This is a genomic window from Novisyntrophococcus fermenticellae, from assembly GCF_018866245.1.
Classification (GTDB): Bacteria; Bacillota; Clostridia; order Lachnospirales; family Lachnospiraceae; genus Novisyntrophococcus; species Novisyntrophococcus fermenticellae.
This window is the reverse complement of record NZ_CP076458.1, coordinates 1981760-1997974: the sequence shown is the minus strand read 5'-3', so window position 1 is coordinate 1997974 and position 16215 is coordinate 1981760. Positions and strand designations below refer to the sequence as shown.

Here is a 16215-nt window from a genome sequence, read left to right as displayed (position 1 = left end):
TGTATCTTGGATTCATATAGTAAGGAGGTCTGCTGCCAATCAGCGGCATTTTCCAGACATAATCAAGGTATTCTACCTTTACGGTTTCATCGGAATAGTTAAGCAGCAGCAACTTTACGTTTACGTTGAGTAGAAGGTCCATATAGTCCTCGCTCTCACAGCTTCTTTTTATTATATTATCTAATATTCAAAGTATTCCTGAAATGCGGGAATCTGGACCGTAGTCAGGCATTATATCTGAATGACTGAACTGTGATAATATTTATTTAAATAAAGAGTTGCAAGAATATTAAAAGAATTATATAATATTGTCATAAGAATAAAAAAAGAGATGGACGATGTCTAATAATAACAGGCACGTATAAGTCTCAATGAAAAAGTCAAAATAGTTAAAGATACGCAAAGAATAAATCAGGAGGTAGGAAGATGACAATTTATGATTTTAAGGTAAAGAACAATAAAGGAGAAGAGGTTTCCCTGGAAACCTATAAAGGAAAGGTCTTGCTGGTCGTTAATACTGCTACAAAGTGTGGACTGACGCCTCAGTATAAAGAGCTCGGGGAGCTATATGATAAGTATAAGGATAAAGGACTGGAAATTCTGGATTTCCCCTGCAACCAGTTTTTAGAGCAGGCACCGGGAACCGATGCTGAGATATCAGAATTTTGTACTTTAAACTATGGGACAAAATTTCCACGATTTTCTAAGGTGCAGGTAAACGGACCGGACACACATCCTTTATATGCATGGCTGAAAGAGCAGGCACCTGTTGATAAGGGGAATGAAGAGACGGCAGCATTTGAAGAGAAGGTGAAGGGACTGGTTTCCTTTGACGAAGAAGGTGCTATAAAGTGGAACTTTGGTAAGTTTCTGATTGACAAAGAAGGGCATGTAAAAAATCGTTTTTCACCTGCCTACAATCCCAGCTTACTTGAAAAAGAAATAGAAGAATTATTGTAAGAATTAAAAGGCTGCTCCTAAAGCATCGTGCTTTATAAAAAGTGACCATCTGTAAAAAGATTGGTCACTTTTTTAAAGAAAAGTAGTTGAAGCAGGCAGGATGAGTGTTTAAATGGTGTAGCCGGGCATATGGTGTATATTAAGCAGTAATATGAAAGGGGGATCTTATCATTGAGTTCTACAGTATTCATCATCACATCCATCCTTATATCTTTATTGGCATTTGCGCTGGCAGGCTGGTTATATGCCTGGGTTAAAGCCCAGCCATCTTCCAATCCCAGGATTTTGGAGATAAGCGGCTATATCCGCCAGGGGGCCACCACATTCCTGAATAAGGAGTATAGCGTATTAGCCAGATTTTGTGGTGTAGCGGCAATTCTGATTTTCATTTTTCTTCCGATTCCTATATGGAAGGGTTCAGTTCTGATGAATCTACAGATGGCCGCCGCCTATATTTTTGGCACCATTTTCTCAGCAATTGCCGGTAAGATAGGGATTATGGTCGCCACTATTGCCAATGTGAAAACAGCAGAAGCAGCTCAAAAGGGAATCCGGCTTTCTTTTCTGTGTGGATTTCGCGGTGGTGCCGTGATGGGCATGGCTGTGGTGGGAGCTTCTCTTCTGGGTGTTTCTCTGGTGTTCTGGCTGACAGGGGATACCACGACTTTACTGGGATTTAGCTTTGGAGCCAGCTCACTGGCCCTGTTTGCAAAGGCGGGGGGTGGTATCTTTACAAAGACAGCCGATATCTCGGCAGATCTTGCGGGGAAAGTAGAACTTGGAATCCCGGAGGACGATCCCCGGAATCCTGCTGTTATTGCCGACAATGTAGGGGATAATGTGGGGGATGTGGCAGGTATGGGAGCCGACCTGTTTGACTCTAATGTTGCTTCTATGGCAGCAGCACTGGTTATGGGAGCAGCCCTTGATCAGAACATAGGCGGTTCAAAGAATGTTGCCATGGTATTTTGTTATGCCGCAATGGGACTTCTGGCTTCGATTATAGGTGTTGCCACCGCGCGGATGGGCAAGAATGATAATCCGACGTTTGCATTGAACTCGAGCACATATGTTACCACGGCCGTTTTTGGAGTACTTACAGCAGCTGGAACTGCACTTTTTGGAATGGAGTGGCGTATCTGGGGAGCCAGTATTGTAGGGTTACTTGTAGGGGTGATTATAGGAATAGCCAGTGACTATTTTACCGATGACCGCAGAAATCCGGTTCGCAAAACTGCCCGGGCCAGTGAATCGGGACCTGCTTTTACGATTCTTTCCGGGATGTCCTACGGTTTTCTGTCCACCTTGCCTGCCCTTGCAGGGATTGGCATATCTGCGCTTATTTCTTATAAGCTTTGTGAGCCGCTCGGAAGTGATTATGCCTTGTTTGGGATATCCATGGCCGCAGTGGGAATGCTCTCAATTGTGGGTATGATTATATCGAATGATGCCTATGGCCCTATCGTGGACAATGCCCGCGGTCTCGCAGAGATGGGTGATCTGGGCGATGAGGTTCTTGACATCACCGATTCACTTGACAGCGCAGGGAATACGGTAAAGGCGGTGACAAAGGGATTCGCAATAGGAGCTGCCGGACTTACAGTTATTGCACTTCTGGGTGCATTTATCAGTGAAGTAAATGTTGCGGCGGCAGAGGCCGGGCTGGTTGCGGCAGGGGAGAAGTATCTGAACGGATTTGATGTGATGAATCCTGAGGTGTTCTTTGGTATGTTGGTTGGTGCGGCAATACCGGCGGTATTCAGCGCTATGCTGATGCTCGGAGTAAATCGCAATGCCCAGCGCATGGTAGAAGAAATTCACCGTCAGTTCCGTGAAATAGTTGGTCTTAAGGAGGGAAAAAAAGGTGTGGTTCCTGAATACGACCGGTGTATTGAAATTGCCACCCATGGCGCAATCCATGAGCTGATACCGGCCGGACTTATGAGCATTATCGCCACGCTTGCCGTGGGATTCATAGGTGGGGTAACGGCAATCGGAGGCTTCCTGGTGGGTAATATTGTAAGCGGACTTCTTCTTGCTTTATTTATGAGCAATACAGGAGGGCTGTGGGATAATTCCAAGAAATATGTGGAATCCGGAAATCATGGAGGAAAGGGCAGTGAAGCACATAAAGCTGCTGTTATAGGAGATACGGTAGGTGATCCTTTTAAGGATACTGCAGGCCCCTCTATTAATACGCAGATTACGGTGGTTTCACTGGTATCCTCACTGATGTCAAGCCTTTTCCTGATGTTTTCTTTGTTATGATCATCGTTTATGCCAATTCTCTGGTTCCATGATACAGCTCATAATAACGGCCCTTTAAAGCCATGAGCTCTTCATGATTTCCCCGTTCCACAACGGCACCCTGATCCAGGACCAGTATTACATTGGCATTGCGGACAGTAGATAGTCTGTGAGCAATCACGAATACTGTCTTATTTTCCATGATAGCATCCATACCAGCTTCAACAAGCTCCTCGGTACGTGTATCGATGGAGCTTGTTGCTTCATCCAGAATCAACACGGGGGGATTGGACAGGGCAGCCCTGGCTATGGACAGGAGCTGTCTCTGACCAAGGGAAAGGTTATCTCCGTCATTTACTAATATAGTATCATATCCCATCGGAAGCCTCCGGATAAAAGAATCCGCATTGGAGAGTTTTGCAGCGGCTATAACTTCTTCATCAGTGGCATTCAGGTTTCCATACCGGATATTATCAAAGATGGTACCAGTGAACAGATGCGTGTCCTGCAATACAAGAGACAGAGATTTCCGCAAATCCTGTTTTTTTATGTTTCTGATATCAATTCCGTCATAGGTGATCTTACCGTTCTGTATCTCATAAAACCGGTTGATCAGATTGATAATTGTGGTTTTACCTGCGCCGGTAGATCCGACAAATGCAATTTTCTGACCGGGTTTGGCATAGAGTGTAATCTTGTTTAAAATCCGTTTTTTTGCGTTATATCCAAAAATTACATCCTGAAAACGGACATCACCTTTGGGATGGGTAAGGGAAACTGTACCTTCATCAATTTCCGCTTCAATATCCATAATATGAAAAATTCTTTCAGCACCTGATACAGCGGAGAGAAAAAGGTTAATCTGTTGTGTAAACTGATTGACAGGCACGGAAAATTGTCTTACAAAAATCAGATAAGAGGCCAATGTACCTATATCCAGCAGGCCTTTTATCACCATGAAGCCCCCTGCACTTGCAGTAAACGTGTAGTTGATGAATCCAATGCTGACCACCATAGGGACCATAACTCCGGCATATGAAAAAGCTTTTGTGGATGCAATTCGTAAATGATTGTTAAGTACCTTGAAGTCTTTTAAGTTCTTTTCTTCATGTCCAAATACCTTTTCAACCTTTTGCCCCTCCATCATCTCTTTTACGAAACCATTCAAATCAGCGGCATATTTCTGCCGTTTACCATAAAAGATTTTTGAGGTTTTGCTGTTGTAATAGATGATAAACACGATAACTGCAAAGCAGACCATCGTGAAGAAGGTTAGGGGGATGTTCAGGACGAACATCATGATAATGGAACCCAAAACAGTGACAAAACTTTGCATCATCAGGGAAAAACAAGTGTTTAATGCATTTTCTATTGTATCAATATCATTCGTAAAATAGCTCATTACGCTGCCGTCGCTGACAGCATCAAAGAATCCCAGGGGAAGCGAGTCTACATGATAAAATAAGTCCATGCGGAGATCAAAGATAATTTTCTGGGTTATTTTGACCATGAGCCTGTTGCATAAAAGGGTGGAGACGGCACCGGACAGATAGATAACTGTAAGTACGATTACTGCGTAAGACAAACCATGTACGTCCCCGGGTATAATATAATTATTAATGATAGGACGCAGCAGAAACGATCCGGTAATTCCTACAAGGCCGCTGATTCCTGACAGGAGCACAACTAAAACCAAAAGATATCTGGCCGGCTTAAGATAATGGGAAAACCGCATAAGAGTCTGGACCATGTTTTTCCTTTTAGTCATGTAAAGCGCCTCCTTTCTTTTGAGATGCATATATTTCCTTAAATATTTTGTTATGCGAAAGCAATTCTTCGGGGGTATTGATTTCGTCCACTTTCCCGTCATCCAATAGAATAATACGATCCGCATGCATCACTGAAGATATGCGTTGTGCTATGATAATCTTTGTGATATTGGGCTGATAAGCCTCAAGATTTTCGTAGAGTCTTTTTTCTGTTGCCATATCAAGGGCGGAGGTAGAGTCATCCAGTATCAGAATTTTTGGATTTTTTAATAAAGTCCTGGCAATGCAGAGCCTCTGCTTCTGTCCGCCGGAGAAGTTATTACCGCCTTCCTCTACGAAGGTTTCATATCCTTGTTCTTTGTTCTCAATAAATTCACTTGCACATGCAATATCTGATACCTTCCGGATGTCGCCGGTGAGGGCATCTTCATTTCCCCATCTCAGGTTTTCGTCGATGCTTCCACTGAACAGTGTATTCTTTTGAAGAACAATGCCGACCCTGTCTCTGACATGATTCAGGGGGTAAGATTTTACCGGGACATCATCAATATAGACAGTTCCTGAAGTTGCATCGTATAGCCTTGGAATAAGTTGTACAAGGGAGGTCTTGGATGAGCCGGTTCCGCCCAGGATTCCAATGGTTTCTCCAGGATAAATTGTCAAATTGATATCGCTTAAAACATATTCTTTCGCATCTTTGCTGTATTTAAAGGATACATGCTCCATCCTTACGGAACCTTTTTCTATTCGCTTTGCTGAGTTTCCTTCATCTGTCAATTCGATTTTTTCGTCCAGGACTTCTTCTATACGTTTAAAGGATTCCATTGCTTTTGTTAAATTAATAAATACAGAAGAAATTAACATCAGCGAGTTTAATATCTGAAGAACATAGCTTAAAAACCCTGTCAGCTGTCCAACCATCAAACGATCGGAGATAACAAGCTTTCCGCCAAACCAGATAAGGCAGACGATAGTACCATACATGACAAACTGCATGGCGGGTGCATTCAGCATGGAAAGCCCATAGGCCTGAATGGAAATATCTTTAAGATCTTCGGTGACGGATTTGAATTTTTCGGATTCGTAATCTTCCCTTGCATATGCCTTTACAAGACGTATGGCCCTGAGATTTTCCTGTGTTACACGATTTAATACATCATAGGTGTGCTGCATTCGATGATAGATGGGTGCCAGATTTTTGACGATCAGAAACAGCAGAATACCTAAGATAGGAGCAGCTATAAAAAACACGACAGCCAGTTCCCTGCTCATCATCGTAGCCATGATAATCCCGGACGTAAACAGAATCGGTGCACGGAATATGGAGCGGATGCCTGGTACGATGGCGTTCTGGATGATTGTGATATCAGAAGTCAGCCTGGTAATCAGTGAAGGAGTGGTGAAATTGTCCATATTGGAAAAGGCAAAGGATTGTATTTTCTTGTATTCGGCATCCCTTATTTCTGCAGTGAACCCATTACCGAAGGTTGAAAAATTATTACTGCATCCCCGGCCAAAGACAAAAGAGAGAATAGACAGCACCAGGATAAGAAATCCGATTCTGAGGATATAAGAGGTATCCCCACTAGTAATTCCAACATCAATAATCTTTGCCATAAAGGAAGGGATCATAATCTCAAAAACGGCTTCAAGAATACAGCATATAAGACCTGTAATCCCTTCTTTTTTATAGCTTTTTGTATACTTAAAAAATTTTTTGAACATATTATTTTCCTTTTTTAGTCATCATCTAGCTCTGTATGTGTCGGCAAAGGATCCTTGAAACGTATGGTAATAAAGAAAGCAATTACGAAAAGGGCCATATTTAAATAAAATGGCAGTTGCCTGTTAATGCTGGAGAGCTGTCCCGCGATGTAGCCGGATGGGGAGGCAAATACAAACATGGTCACGCCAAGTACGCTTACAATTCTGGCGCGTTCCTCGGGATCCACATAGAGAGCCAGCATGGAATCCTTTCGGGGAACCACCAGCGCGAATGCAAAGGCTTCCAAAAGCGTGTATAAGATAATGAACAGGAAGCTTCGCTGGGGGCTGAAAATCAGCACAGCCTGAGCACATATGTAGAGAAAAAATCCAATTGCCATCGGATAACGGAAAGGCAGATCCTGCAAGCGTTCCTGCATGGCGAACATGAAAATCAGCATGATTACAGATCTCAAAATCGGGAAAAATGACAGAGCACTCTTAGGAATCAGCAGATTTTCAGTTGTGTACAATGCAAAGAAATTGTTGGTTATCTGCGTGGTCATAAAAAGCAGAACCATAATAGCCAATATCTTCATGGTCGGACGGTCTTTAAATATCTTCGGCAGAATATACTTGTATTCGCGAACCATGTACAGGACACTTTGATGCCGGGTCTCTTTTCTTCGTCTTTGCCCCTGCGTTGTTTCGCTCGTAAACAGTATGGTTATCAGACACTTTATCATCATGCAGACACCAAATACAGCGTATAATACCCGCATAACAGGGACAAGTGAAGTCCTTCTGATAATGAGGCCTGAAATCGGGGCGAAGAACACAGCCATTAATCCTGCAATCGTAATCCAGGAATAGATATGCAGCACGTCCCCCGGTCTGGCATCCTCGATTAAAAGACAGTTCCAGGCGGTCTGGTTTACCTGTTCAAAGCTGTTTAGCATGATTGCTGCGAGAAAAAACCAGAAATTCTGAGAAACTGCCCAGATGATACAAGGAATACACCAGCCAAAGATGTCACCGAAAATACAGGTATTCTTTCTGCCGGCTTTATCGGCGATAATACCTCCTCCGAACGCAAAAAAAACCTGTATAAACATACTGACGGACATCAATGTTCCAATCTGTACATCATCTACACCAAGTGCGTACATGTACAGAGTTGCATAGGGGGTAATTAAATTAGCAGGGATTCCCCAGAGCGGTTCCAGCAGGGTCAGAACTTTTGCATTTCCATCAAGTCCGAATAAGGTTTTGATGAGTGGGTGATTACGGAATTTTGTGCGCGTAGATAATCTGTTCATTCTTCTGTCCTCTATATTTTGCTTATAAAAATAAGTATATAGGCGATTCAGAGAAATAGCAAGTGAAAACAGCGAATACTATATTCCTATTCAGCCGTAAGCTTTCGGGGTTGTTAATTATTAACAATTGAGGTATATTTGTAATTGGGTAACCATGGTCTGACAAGAAAAAAGGGAGAGAAGTTATGGTAGTGATAGATCAGGAAACATGCATAGGATGTGAAGCTTGCAGGAGAGATTGTCCCGGAGAAGCGATAAAGATGGAAAATCAGAAAGCGGTGTACTACCGTTCCTGTATCCAGTGCGGACATTGTGTGGCCGTTTGTCCGACAGCTGCGGTTTCGATTCCGGAGTACGATATGGAGGATGTGGAAAACTATCAGAAGGAAACATTCCACATAGAACCAGCAACGTATCTGCATGCGGTGAAGTTTCGCAGAAGTATCAGAAATTTCAAGAACCGTAAGTTGGAAGAGGATGTTGTGCTGCGGATACTTGATGCAGGACGGTATTCTGCGACGGCAAAAAATCTCCAGGGAACTACCTTTGTGTTTGTCCAGGAAAGACTTGAAGAATTCAAGGCTCTGGTCTGGAAGGAGATGCCGGGAATTATCGAATCATTAAAGAAGAACAAACCGGACTATGCAAGAGCCTTTCACCTGTTTTACAGGAGATGGGAGAAAGATCCGGAACAGGATACTCTGTTTTTTAATGCCCCCGCTTTTTTAGTGATTGCAACGGATAATCCGTGGGATGGCGGGCTGGCAGCTGCAAACATTGAAAATATGGCGGCAGCAGAAGGCGCAGGTGTCTTGTACAGTGGCTACACACAGCGCATTCTTACATCCAGCCCCGTACTTCGTAAGTGGCTTGAAGTCGGAGAAAAGACGGTTTCCTGCTGTATGCTGCTTGGATATCCCGCAGTTACTTATAAAAGAACGGCGCCAAGGAAACAGGCGGATGTGATTATGCGATAGAAGCAAAAAAGAAGGGGGACATACAGGCATGGGAGGTTTTTTTGGTGTTGCATCCAAATCCAGTTGTACGTTGGAACTTTTTTATGGAGTGGATTATCACTCACATCTGGGTACCAGACGTGGTGGAATGGCGGTTTATGGACCGGATGGTTTTAATAGATCTATACATGATATTGAAAATTCACCGTTTCGGACAAAGTTTGACCGTGACCTGGCGGATTTAAAGGGAAATCTTGGAATCGGCTGTATCTCAGACTATGATCCGCAGCCATTGCTGGTACAGTCCCATCTGGGCAGTTTCGCGATAACAACCGTTGGAAAAATTAACAATATGGACGAGCTGTTACAGGCTGTTTACGCCAATGGAAACACACATTTTCAGGAAATGAGCGGGGGACAGATTAATTGTACAGAATTGATTGCTGCATTAATTTGTAAGGAAGATACATTGACGGACGGAATCCGCTATGTTCAGGATGTGGTGGATGGTTCGATATCTGTGCTCTTGATGACGAAGGAAGGTTTAATTGCCGCGAGGGACAAGCTGGGCAGAACGCCGCTTGCCATTGGTCAGAAGGAAGACGCTTACTGTGTGTCTTTCGAGAATTTTGCATATATTAACCTGGGGTATTCGGATTGTCATGAACTGGGCCCGGGAGAAATTGTAAAAGTAACACCTGAAGGAATAGAAACACTTGTACTACCGGGAAAAAAGATGAAGATATGCTCTTTCCTGTGGGTTTATTACGGCTATCCCACATCCTCTTATGAGGGAATAAATGTGGAGGAGATGCGCTATAGATGTGGTAAGATGCTGGCCATGAGGGACAAAGGGAGCGTAAATCCGGATATTGTTGCCGGCGTTCCTGACTCAGGAATCGCTCATGCCATAGGGTATTCAAACGAATCGAAAATTCCTTATGCGCGTCCTTTTATCAAATACACACCTACATGGCCCAGATCCTTTATGCCTACAAGCCAGGATCAGAGGAATCTGATAGCCAGGATGAAGCTGATTCCGGTAAAAACATTGATTGAGAATAAAAGACTTTTGCTCATTGATGATTCTATCGTAAGAGGGACACAGCTTCGGGAAACGACCGAATTCTTATATCAAAGCGGTGCAAAAGAGGTTCACGTACGGCCAGCATGCCCACCCCTTATTTTTGGATGTAAATTTTTGAATTTTTCTCGTCTCAAATCGGAACTGGATTTGATTACCAGACAGATTATCAGGGAAAGAGAAGGTGAGCATGACAAAAGTGTATTAAGCGAATATACTGACCCGGAAAGTGAGCGCTACGCATGGCTGCTGGAAGAAATCAGAAAAAGACAAAATTTCACAACTCTCAGTTATCATCGTCTTGATGATCTGATAGAATCCATCGGAATAGATTCGTGTAAACTTTGTACTTACTGTTTTGACGGAAAAGAATAGATGTATAATTTACACCTGGATGACACAAACTAAACGTGTATTAATCTTAGGAGGTGTAAAAATGATGATATCAGAAAAAGAATTATCTGCATTAAATGACTTGCTTAATGAGGAAGAACTGTTGATTAAGAAGTTTCAGATGCTTGCGGGGCATAGTGAAGACCCGGAAGTAAAATCCAAGTTTAATGAAATCTCCAATAAACACCAGGAACATTTCAACAGACTGTATTCAAAGTTAAGTTAAGGAGGATGGGCACATGATGGAAAAACAGAAAGTATATTCAGAAAAAGAAATTTTAACAGATGCTCTTACAGCAGAGAAGGCCACAACAAATAACTACAACACATTTGCCAACGAATGTGTGCATGAGGATGTAAGACAGGAAATCCTGCATTGTCTTGAGCAGGAGCATGCGATTCAGCAGGATGTTTTCTGCATGATGCATGACAAGGGATATTACCCAACACCTGCAGCTCAGGAACAAAAAGTTCAGGAAGCAAAACAAAAATTTTCACAATGCGTGAAGAATTCATCAATGATGTAACGATATCACAAAGTGCGAAACAATTCGCAGGTATTAGCTAACGGCCAGGGAAGCAGATTCCCCGGCCGTTATGTTTTATAAATTAATCTCTCCTTGAAACTTTATGCGGATACCGTTATACTGAAAACTGTTAGTACAGCATGCACTGTATTCAACTGGTTTATTATACAGAAAGAATCTGGAGAGTAAAACTATGAATATTTTAGAAGGTATGAATCCTCAGCAGAAAGAGGCCGTGGAGTATACAGAGGGACCGCTTTTGATTCTGGCGGGAGCAGGCTCGGGAAAGACCAGAGTTCTGACACATAGAATTGCGTATCTGATAGAAAACAAAGGTGTGAAACCTTATCATATCATGGCTATTACATTTACGAACAAGGCTGCTCAGGAGATGAGAGAAAGAGTTGATCAGATTGTAGAATTTGGGTCTGAAAGTATCTGGGTCAGTACATTTCATTCCAGCTGTGTCCGAATTTTGAGAAGGTTCATCGACAGAATCGGTTATGCCAACAATTTCACAATATACGATACGGACGATCAGAAAACAGTTATGAAACATCTGATAAAAAAACTGCAGCTGGATACAAAGTTATATAAGGAACGCTCCCTGATGTCGGCTATTTCTTCTGCCAAGAATGAGATGATTTTGCCTGAACAATTTGAAAAGAATGCAGGACTTGACTGGAAGAAAAAGAAAATTGCACAGGTATACTATGAGTACCAGGCAGAGCTTAAAAAGAACAATGCGCTGGACTTTGATGATCTTCTTGTTAAGACCGTTGCATTATTTCAGAGATGTCCGGATGTGCTGGAATTTTATCAGGACAAATTTCAATACCTGATGGTGGACGAGTATCAGGATACGAACATGGTACAGTTCAAGTTCATCAGTCTGCTGGCAGCTAAATACCGGAACCTCTGCGTGGTCGGTGACGATGATCAGTCCATCTACAAATTCAGGGGTGCTGATATAGGAAATATCCTCGGATTTGAAAAAGTTTTCCCAGATGCAAAAGTAATCAAGCTGGAACAAAATTACCGTTCTACCCAAAATATTTTGAATGCTGCCAATGAAGTCATCGCAAATAATGAGGGACGAAAGGTAAAACGTCTGTGGACGGAGAATGAGGAAGGCAGTAAACTTGATTTCCGGGAATTCCAGAATGGTTTTGAAGAAGCTGAATATGTGACCGGAGAGATAAGCCGGATGGTAAGAGAAGGTCAGTGCAAATATGGTGATGTTGCAGTACTTTATCGAACGAATGCCCAGTCCCGCCTATTTGAAGAGAAGTTTCTCCTGGCCAATGTTCCATATAAAATTGTGGGCGGGGTAAACTTCTATGCCCGAAAGGAAATCAAAGATCTTTTAGCATATCTGAAAACTATAGACAATGCTCAGGATGATCTGGCTGTACAGCGAATTATCAATGTCCCAAAAAGGGGAATTGGTGCTGCCAGCATCTCCAGAGTTTCCGTGCATGCCACAGAACAAGACATCAATTTCTATGACGCATTGCTGGAAGCGCCTTACATACCAGGCATTGGCAGAAGCCTTAATAAAATTGAATCATTTACTAACTTTATCCAGAAAATGAGAACACAGACGGAATATTATTCTGTTAAGGAACTTTTAGAACATATTATAGAAGAGACGGGATATGTAAAAGAGCTTGAAGCCGAGGACACGGAGGAGTCCAAAGCCAGAATTGAGAATATTGATGAGTTTATATCTAAAATTGTCACTTATGAAGAAGAAAACGAACAACCGGATTTGAGCGGATTTTTACAAGAGGTGGCTTTGGTTTCAGATATCGATTCCGTAGATTCAGACAGTGATTATGTACTTCTTATGACCCTTCACAGCGCCAAAGGGCTGGAATTCCCTTATGTCTATCTGGCAGGGATGGAAGATGGTATCTTTCCCAGCTATATGACAATTACAGGAGATGATCCCGGGGAACTGGAAGAAGAGCGGCGCTTATGCTATGTAGGGATTACAAGAGCCAAGAAGCATCTGACATTGACATCGGCACGGCAGCGAATGATTCGTGGGGAGACACAGTACAACAAGGTGTCCCGTTTTGTGCGTGAACTTCCAAGAGAGCTTGTGGATTTGGGTAAAGATTCATATCGCGATAGCGGCAATAAAAAGGAACGGATGGGAGAGTTCCCGGATAGCCGTTTCGGAGGAATGACCGGGAAGAAATCCTCTTTTGGCAATACATTCAAACCTCGTCAGTTTACGGTTACGAAAGCTGAAAAACTGAAATACGGAGTCGGAGATACAGTTCGCCATATTAAATTCGGAGTGGGAGAGGTTCTGGATATTGTGGATGGCGGTAAGGATTATGAAGTGACTGTAAAGTTTGACCGTGCCGGGGTGAAAAAGATGTTTGCATCATTCGCTAAGCTGAAAAAAATTTAAAATTTTCTTAATATTATTTAATCCAATTGACATATTATATCTCTATGATATACTGAAACAGAAATAGTATCTTTGAGAGCATCTATGAGTGATAAAGGCGGTGTGCATTTGGATAGATTTTTAAAACGAAAACATGTTTGGATTGTGTTTGTATATGGAATTTTTTATATGTTGTGTTTTGGAATACTGGAAAAGAGAATAACGCGCGGATATCATGTGATACATATGGACATAGATGATTTAATCCCATTTTGTGAAGTCTTTATTATTCCTTATACATTATGGTTTTTATATATGGCAGCAGTTGTAATATTCTTTGCATTTATCAATAAGGATGTGAAGGAATACTATCAGGCTATATTCAGTCTTGGAATTGGGATGACAATCTTCCTGATTACATCCTGGCTATATCCTAACGGACAGAACCTTCGCCCGATGGTCTTTACAAGGGATAATCTATTCATCCAGATGGTTCGGTACCTATATACCATAGATACGCCGACAAATATATTACCCAGTATACATGTGTTTAATTCCGTGGCGTCTTACATTGCGATCAGGCATTGTCAGTCCCTTCGAAAGTATCGCAGACTCAGGAAAGGAGCACTGATATTAACTATCCTGATTGTATTGTCTACCATGTTTTTAAAACAGCACTCCGTATTTGATGTATTGTTTGCATTGGGATTAAATGCGGTGGTATATTCGATTATATATCAGCAGAAGGAGCAGCTTCAGGAGGGCAGGGAAAAGGTTAGAAGTAAACTTCTAGAACACTAGAGGATATTTGAAAAACAAAAAACAACCAGGTGGTTCAGCCATGCGGTCAGGATAACTTGATCGTATGGCTGAACTGTTACAGATTACTAAGTGGTTATCAGAGTAGAATACCCTTCTTTACGGAGCTGCCGTTCCATAATGATGGCATTTCCCAGTTGACGGTAGGCGCCAACCTGCACTTTATAAAATTCGCCATCGCAGAATAAAAATGCAGGATAACCCCTTTCCAGTAATTCATATAATAAGTTATCTGCGTTTTGACGCTGGCGGAAAAGACCAACCTGAACTCTGTATAATGTAAGATCTTTATCTGCTTCCTGGTTCGTACCAGTTTGTGAGGAATTTTCCTGCGCATTCTGTTCCTGCTGTCTTATAGCTTCAGTTTCCCCAGTAACAGTTGAACCTTGGTTCATGTTGTTCTGCATGCTGCCGCTGAGATTCTGCCCATTATTGTATGGCATGGGATTTGAGTTGTTCTGATTTCTATTGCCAGGTATAGAGCCGCTGCTGTGACTTGCATAATTTGGAACAGAACTGATGTTGTGGTTTGTATATCCGGGAATGGGTTCGATAGTTTGAGTTATGGGGCCAGTTGTAGAAGCAGGAATAGTCTGGTTTTGAGCGCCAGGCATAGAATCAGGAAAGTCTTGGTTCATAGAGCCGGGCATAGAGCCGGTATTCTGATTGATAGAGCCAGGTACGGAGCCAGTGTTCTGATTCAAAGAGCCGGGCATAGAGCCAGTGTTCTGATTCATGGAGCCGGGCAAGGGGCCAGTGTTTTGGGGCATAGAACCGTTCCTGGAACCGTTGTTCCGATTCATGGAGCCGGGCATAGAGCCAGTGTTCTGATTCATGGAACCGGGCAAGGGACCAGTGTTTTGGGGCATGGAACCATTCATGGAGCCAGTGTTCCAGTTCATAGAGCCAGTGTTCTGATTCATAGAGCCGGGCATGGGGCCAGTGTTCCGGTTCATAGAGCCAGTGTTCTGATTCATAGAGCCGGGCATAGAGCCAGTGTTCTGGTTCATGGAGCCGGGCAAGGGACCAGTGTTCTGGGGCATGGAACCATTCATGGAGCCAGTGTTCTGGTTCATAGAGCCGGGCATAGAGCCAGTGTTCTGGTTCGTAGAACCGTTCATGGAACCGGTATTCTGATTCATAGAGCCGTTCATGGGGCCGTTGTTCTGGTTCATATACCAAGGTATAGAGCCGTTAGTGTTTTGGTTTCTGTTTGTTGTTATGGAATCAGGATACTGAGTTGCGTAACCCGGAATGGAACCGTTGAGGTTCTGATTTCTGTCCGTCGTTGCAGGAGCGGGCATATTCTGATTCATTTCTTCGGGATCGTACCAGGGATCCGTCAGTGGTTCGTCCATTTGCGTCCAGTATGCAGATCCGGGGGTTGTATTTTCTGCGGTATTTTGTCCATCTGCTGCAGGGAAGGTCGTTTGGCGGACATTTGTAGGGTTTAAAGTTTCCAGGATTCCGTTTGCGATAGATTGCGCAATCCCTTCGATATCGCTGTCAAAGAGAGCATTGTCCTCTTCGTTGTTAATATATCCAACCAGTAATAAGATAGCCGGCATCCGGGTTCGCCTTAGTAATACCAACCCCGGACGTGCAGAGACTCCAAGGTTTTGGAAGCCTAAATCAGAGAGGGCGGAGATGATATTTTCAGCCATCTCAAACTTAGTGCCGACTTTATCATATACTTGTGCTTTCACACCGCTGTATTGGTTAGGGAATGGAGAAGTTTCCCTGTGAATAGAGATAAAATAGTCCACATCGGCGTCATTGGCGATTCTGGCTTTTTCAAAAGGCGTCTGAAAGATATCAGTAGTACGGGTATATAGGATATCTATTCCGTTTTTTTCTAATACGTCACCAACTTCTAGAGTAAGGCGCAGGGCATCGTCCTTTTCTCTTCGATCCTGATAGGTGGCGCCGGGATCATCGCCCCCATGACCTGCGTCCAGCATAATTCGATAAGCCAAGGCTTTTCTCCTCGTCAGACTTTATTTCCATATAGCATATTCAATTACAAGGGAAAT

At 42.9% G+C, this 16215-nt stretch carries 12 protein-coding genes; 8 read left to right on the top strand and 4 right to left on the bottom strand.

Going from position 1 to position 16215, the window contains the following annotated elements; translation table 11 throughout:
* Positions 1-426 precede the first annotated feature (426 nt).
* Both KNL20_RS09030 and KNL20_RS09025 read left to right on the top strand, forming a co-directional pair.
* Positions 427-960 carry a glutathione peroxidase gene (locus tag KNL20_RS09030; protein ID WP_230397447.1) on the top strand — a complete coding sequence of 178 codons (534 nt, stop codon included), beginning with the start codon at positions 427-429 and terminating at the stop codon, positions 958-960.
* A gap of 171 nt (positions 961-1131) precedes the next feature.
* The gene (locus tag KNL20_RS09025; RefSeq protein WP_331468150.1) at positions 1132-3228 is read left to right on the top strand and encodes a sodium-translocating pyrophosphatase; all 2097 of its coding nucleotides are present in this window, start codon (positions 1132-1134) and stop codon (positions 3226-3228) included.
* Between the two features lie 7 nt (positions 3229-3235).
* On the opposite strand, the gene KNL20_RS09020 is transcribed toward KNL20_RS09025, so the two are convergent.
* The 3 genes from KNL20_RS09020 to KNL20_RS09010 are packed head-to-tail and all read right to left on the bottom strand — an operon-like array spanning position 3236 to position 7999.
* The gene (locus KNL20_RS09020) at positions 3236-4975 is read right to left on the bottom strand and encodes an ABC transporter ATP-binding protein (protein ID WP_230397446.1); all 1740 of its coding nucleotides are present in this window, start codon (positions 4973-4975) and stop codon (positions 3236-3238) included.
* Positions 4968-6701 carry an ABC transporter ATP-binding protein gene (locus tag KNL20_RS09015; RefSeq protein ID WP_230397445.1) on the bottom strand — a complete coding sequence of 578 codons (1734 nt, stop codon included), beginning with the start codon at positions 6699-6701 and terminating at the stop codon, positions 4968-4970. Before KNL20_RS09015 ends, KNL20_RS09020 begins: the two co-directional genes overlap by 8 nt.
* Positions 6702-6715: 14 nt before the next feature.
* Complete coding sequence (locus tag KNL20_RS09010) at positions 6716-7999, bottom strand: MFS transporter (RefSeq protein ID WP_230397444.1); 1284 nt, start codon at positions 7997-7999, stop codon at positions 6716-6718.
* Positions 8000-8184: 185 nt separating this feature from the next.
* On the opposite strand from KNL20_RS09010, the gene KNL20_RS09005 reads away from it, so the two are divergent.
* The 6 genes from KNL20_RS09005 (at position 8185) to KNL20_RS08980 (ending at position 14164) form a co-directional block, all read left to right on the top strand.
* Positions 8185-8976: a nitroreductase family protein gene (locus tag KNL20_RS09005; RefSeq protein ID WP_230397443.1), complete on the top strand. Its 792-nt coding sequence runs from the start codon at positions 8185-8187 to the stop codon at positions 8974-8976.
* Between the two features lie 28 nt (positions 8977-9004).
* Positions 9005-10414 carry an amidophosphoribosyltransferase gene (locus tag KNL20_RS09000; RefSeq protein ID WP_230397442.1) on the top strand — a complete coding sequence of 470 codons (1410 nt, stop codon included), beginning with the start codon at positions 9005-9007 and terminating at the stop codon, positions 10412-10414.
* A gap of 61 nt (positions 10415-10475) precedes the next feature.
* Positions 10476-10658 carry a hypothetical protein gene (locus KNL20_RS08995; RefSeq protein WP_230397441.1) on the top strand — a complete coding sequence of 61 codons (183 nt, stop codon included), beginning with the start codon at positions 10476-10478 and terminating at the stop codon, positions 10656-10658.
* Between the two features lie 13 nt (positions 10659-10671).
* Positions 10672-10959 (top strand): spore coat protein, encoded by a 288-nt coding sequence (locus tag KNL20_RS08990; protein WP_230397440.1) that lies wholly within the window; start codon positions 10672-10674, stop codon positions 10957-10959.
* Between the two features lie 193 nt (positions 10960-11152).
* Positions 11153-13384, top strand: a complete 2232-nt coding sequence (pcrA, locus tag KNL20_RS08985) for a DNA helicase PcrA (RefSeq protein WP_230397439.1) — start codon at positions 11153-11155, stop codon at positions 13382-13384.
* 108 nt (positions 13385-13492) lie between these two features.
* A complete protein-coding gene (locus KNL20_RS08980; protein ID WP_331468149.1) occupies positions 13493-14164 on the top strand; it encodes a phosphatase PAP2 family protein in 672 nt (223 codons plus the stop codon).
* Between the two features lie 86 nt (positions 14165-14250).
* On the opposite strand, the gene KNL20_RS08975 is transcribed toward KNL20_RS08980, so the two are convergent.
* Positions 14251-16158 carry an N-acetylmuramoyl-L-alanine amidase gene (locus KNL20_RS08975; RefSeq protein ID WP_230397438.1) on the bottom strand — a complete coding sequence of 636 codons (1908 nt, stop codon included), beginning with the start codon at positions 16156-16158 and terminating at the stop codon, positions 14251-14253.
* Positions 16159-16215 lie beyond the last annotated feature (57 nt).

What these genes read in the sequence shown, in the direction of transcription:
- KNL20_RS09030 (WP_230397447.1), top strand. Translation starts at nt 427, where the DNA reads ATGACAATTTATGATTTTAAGGTAAAGAACAATAAAGGAGAAGAGGTT.
- KNL20_RS09020 (WP_230397446.1), bottom strand. Translation starts at nt 4,975, where the DNA reads ATGACTAAAAGGAAAAACATGGTCCAGACTCTTATGCGGTTTTCCCAT.
- KNL20_RS09015 (WP_230397445.1), bottom strand. Translation starts at nt 6,701, where the DNA reads ATGTTCAAAAAATTTTTTAAGTATACAAAAAGCTATAAAAAAGAAGGG.
- KNL20_RS09010 (WP_230397444.1), bottom strand. Translation starts at nt 7,999, where the DNA reads ATGAACAGATTATCTACGCGCACAAAATTCCGTAATCACCCACTCATC.
- KNL20_RS09005 (WP_230397443.1), top strand. Translation starts at nt 8,185, where the DNA reads ATGGTAGTGATAGATCAGGAAACATGCATAGGATGTGAAGCTTGCAGG.
- KNL20_RS09000 (WP_230397442.1), top strand. Translation starts at nt 9,005, where the DNA reads ATGGGAGGTTTTTTTGGTGTTGCATCCAAATCCAGTTGTACGTTGGAA.
- KNL20_RS08995 (WP_230397441.1), top strand. Translation starts at nt 10,476, where the DNA reads ATGATGATATCAGAAAAAGAATTATCTGCATTAAATGACTTGCTTAAT.
- KNL20_RS08990 (WP_230397440.1), top strand. Translation starts at nt 10,672, where the DNA reads ATGATGGAAAAACAGAAAGTATATTCAGAAAAAGAAATTTTAACAGAT.
- pcrA (WP_230397439.1), top strand. Translation starts at nt 11,153, where the DNA reads ATGAATATTTTAGAAGGTATGAATCCTCAGCAGAAAGAGGCCGTGGAG.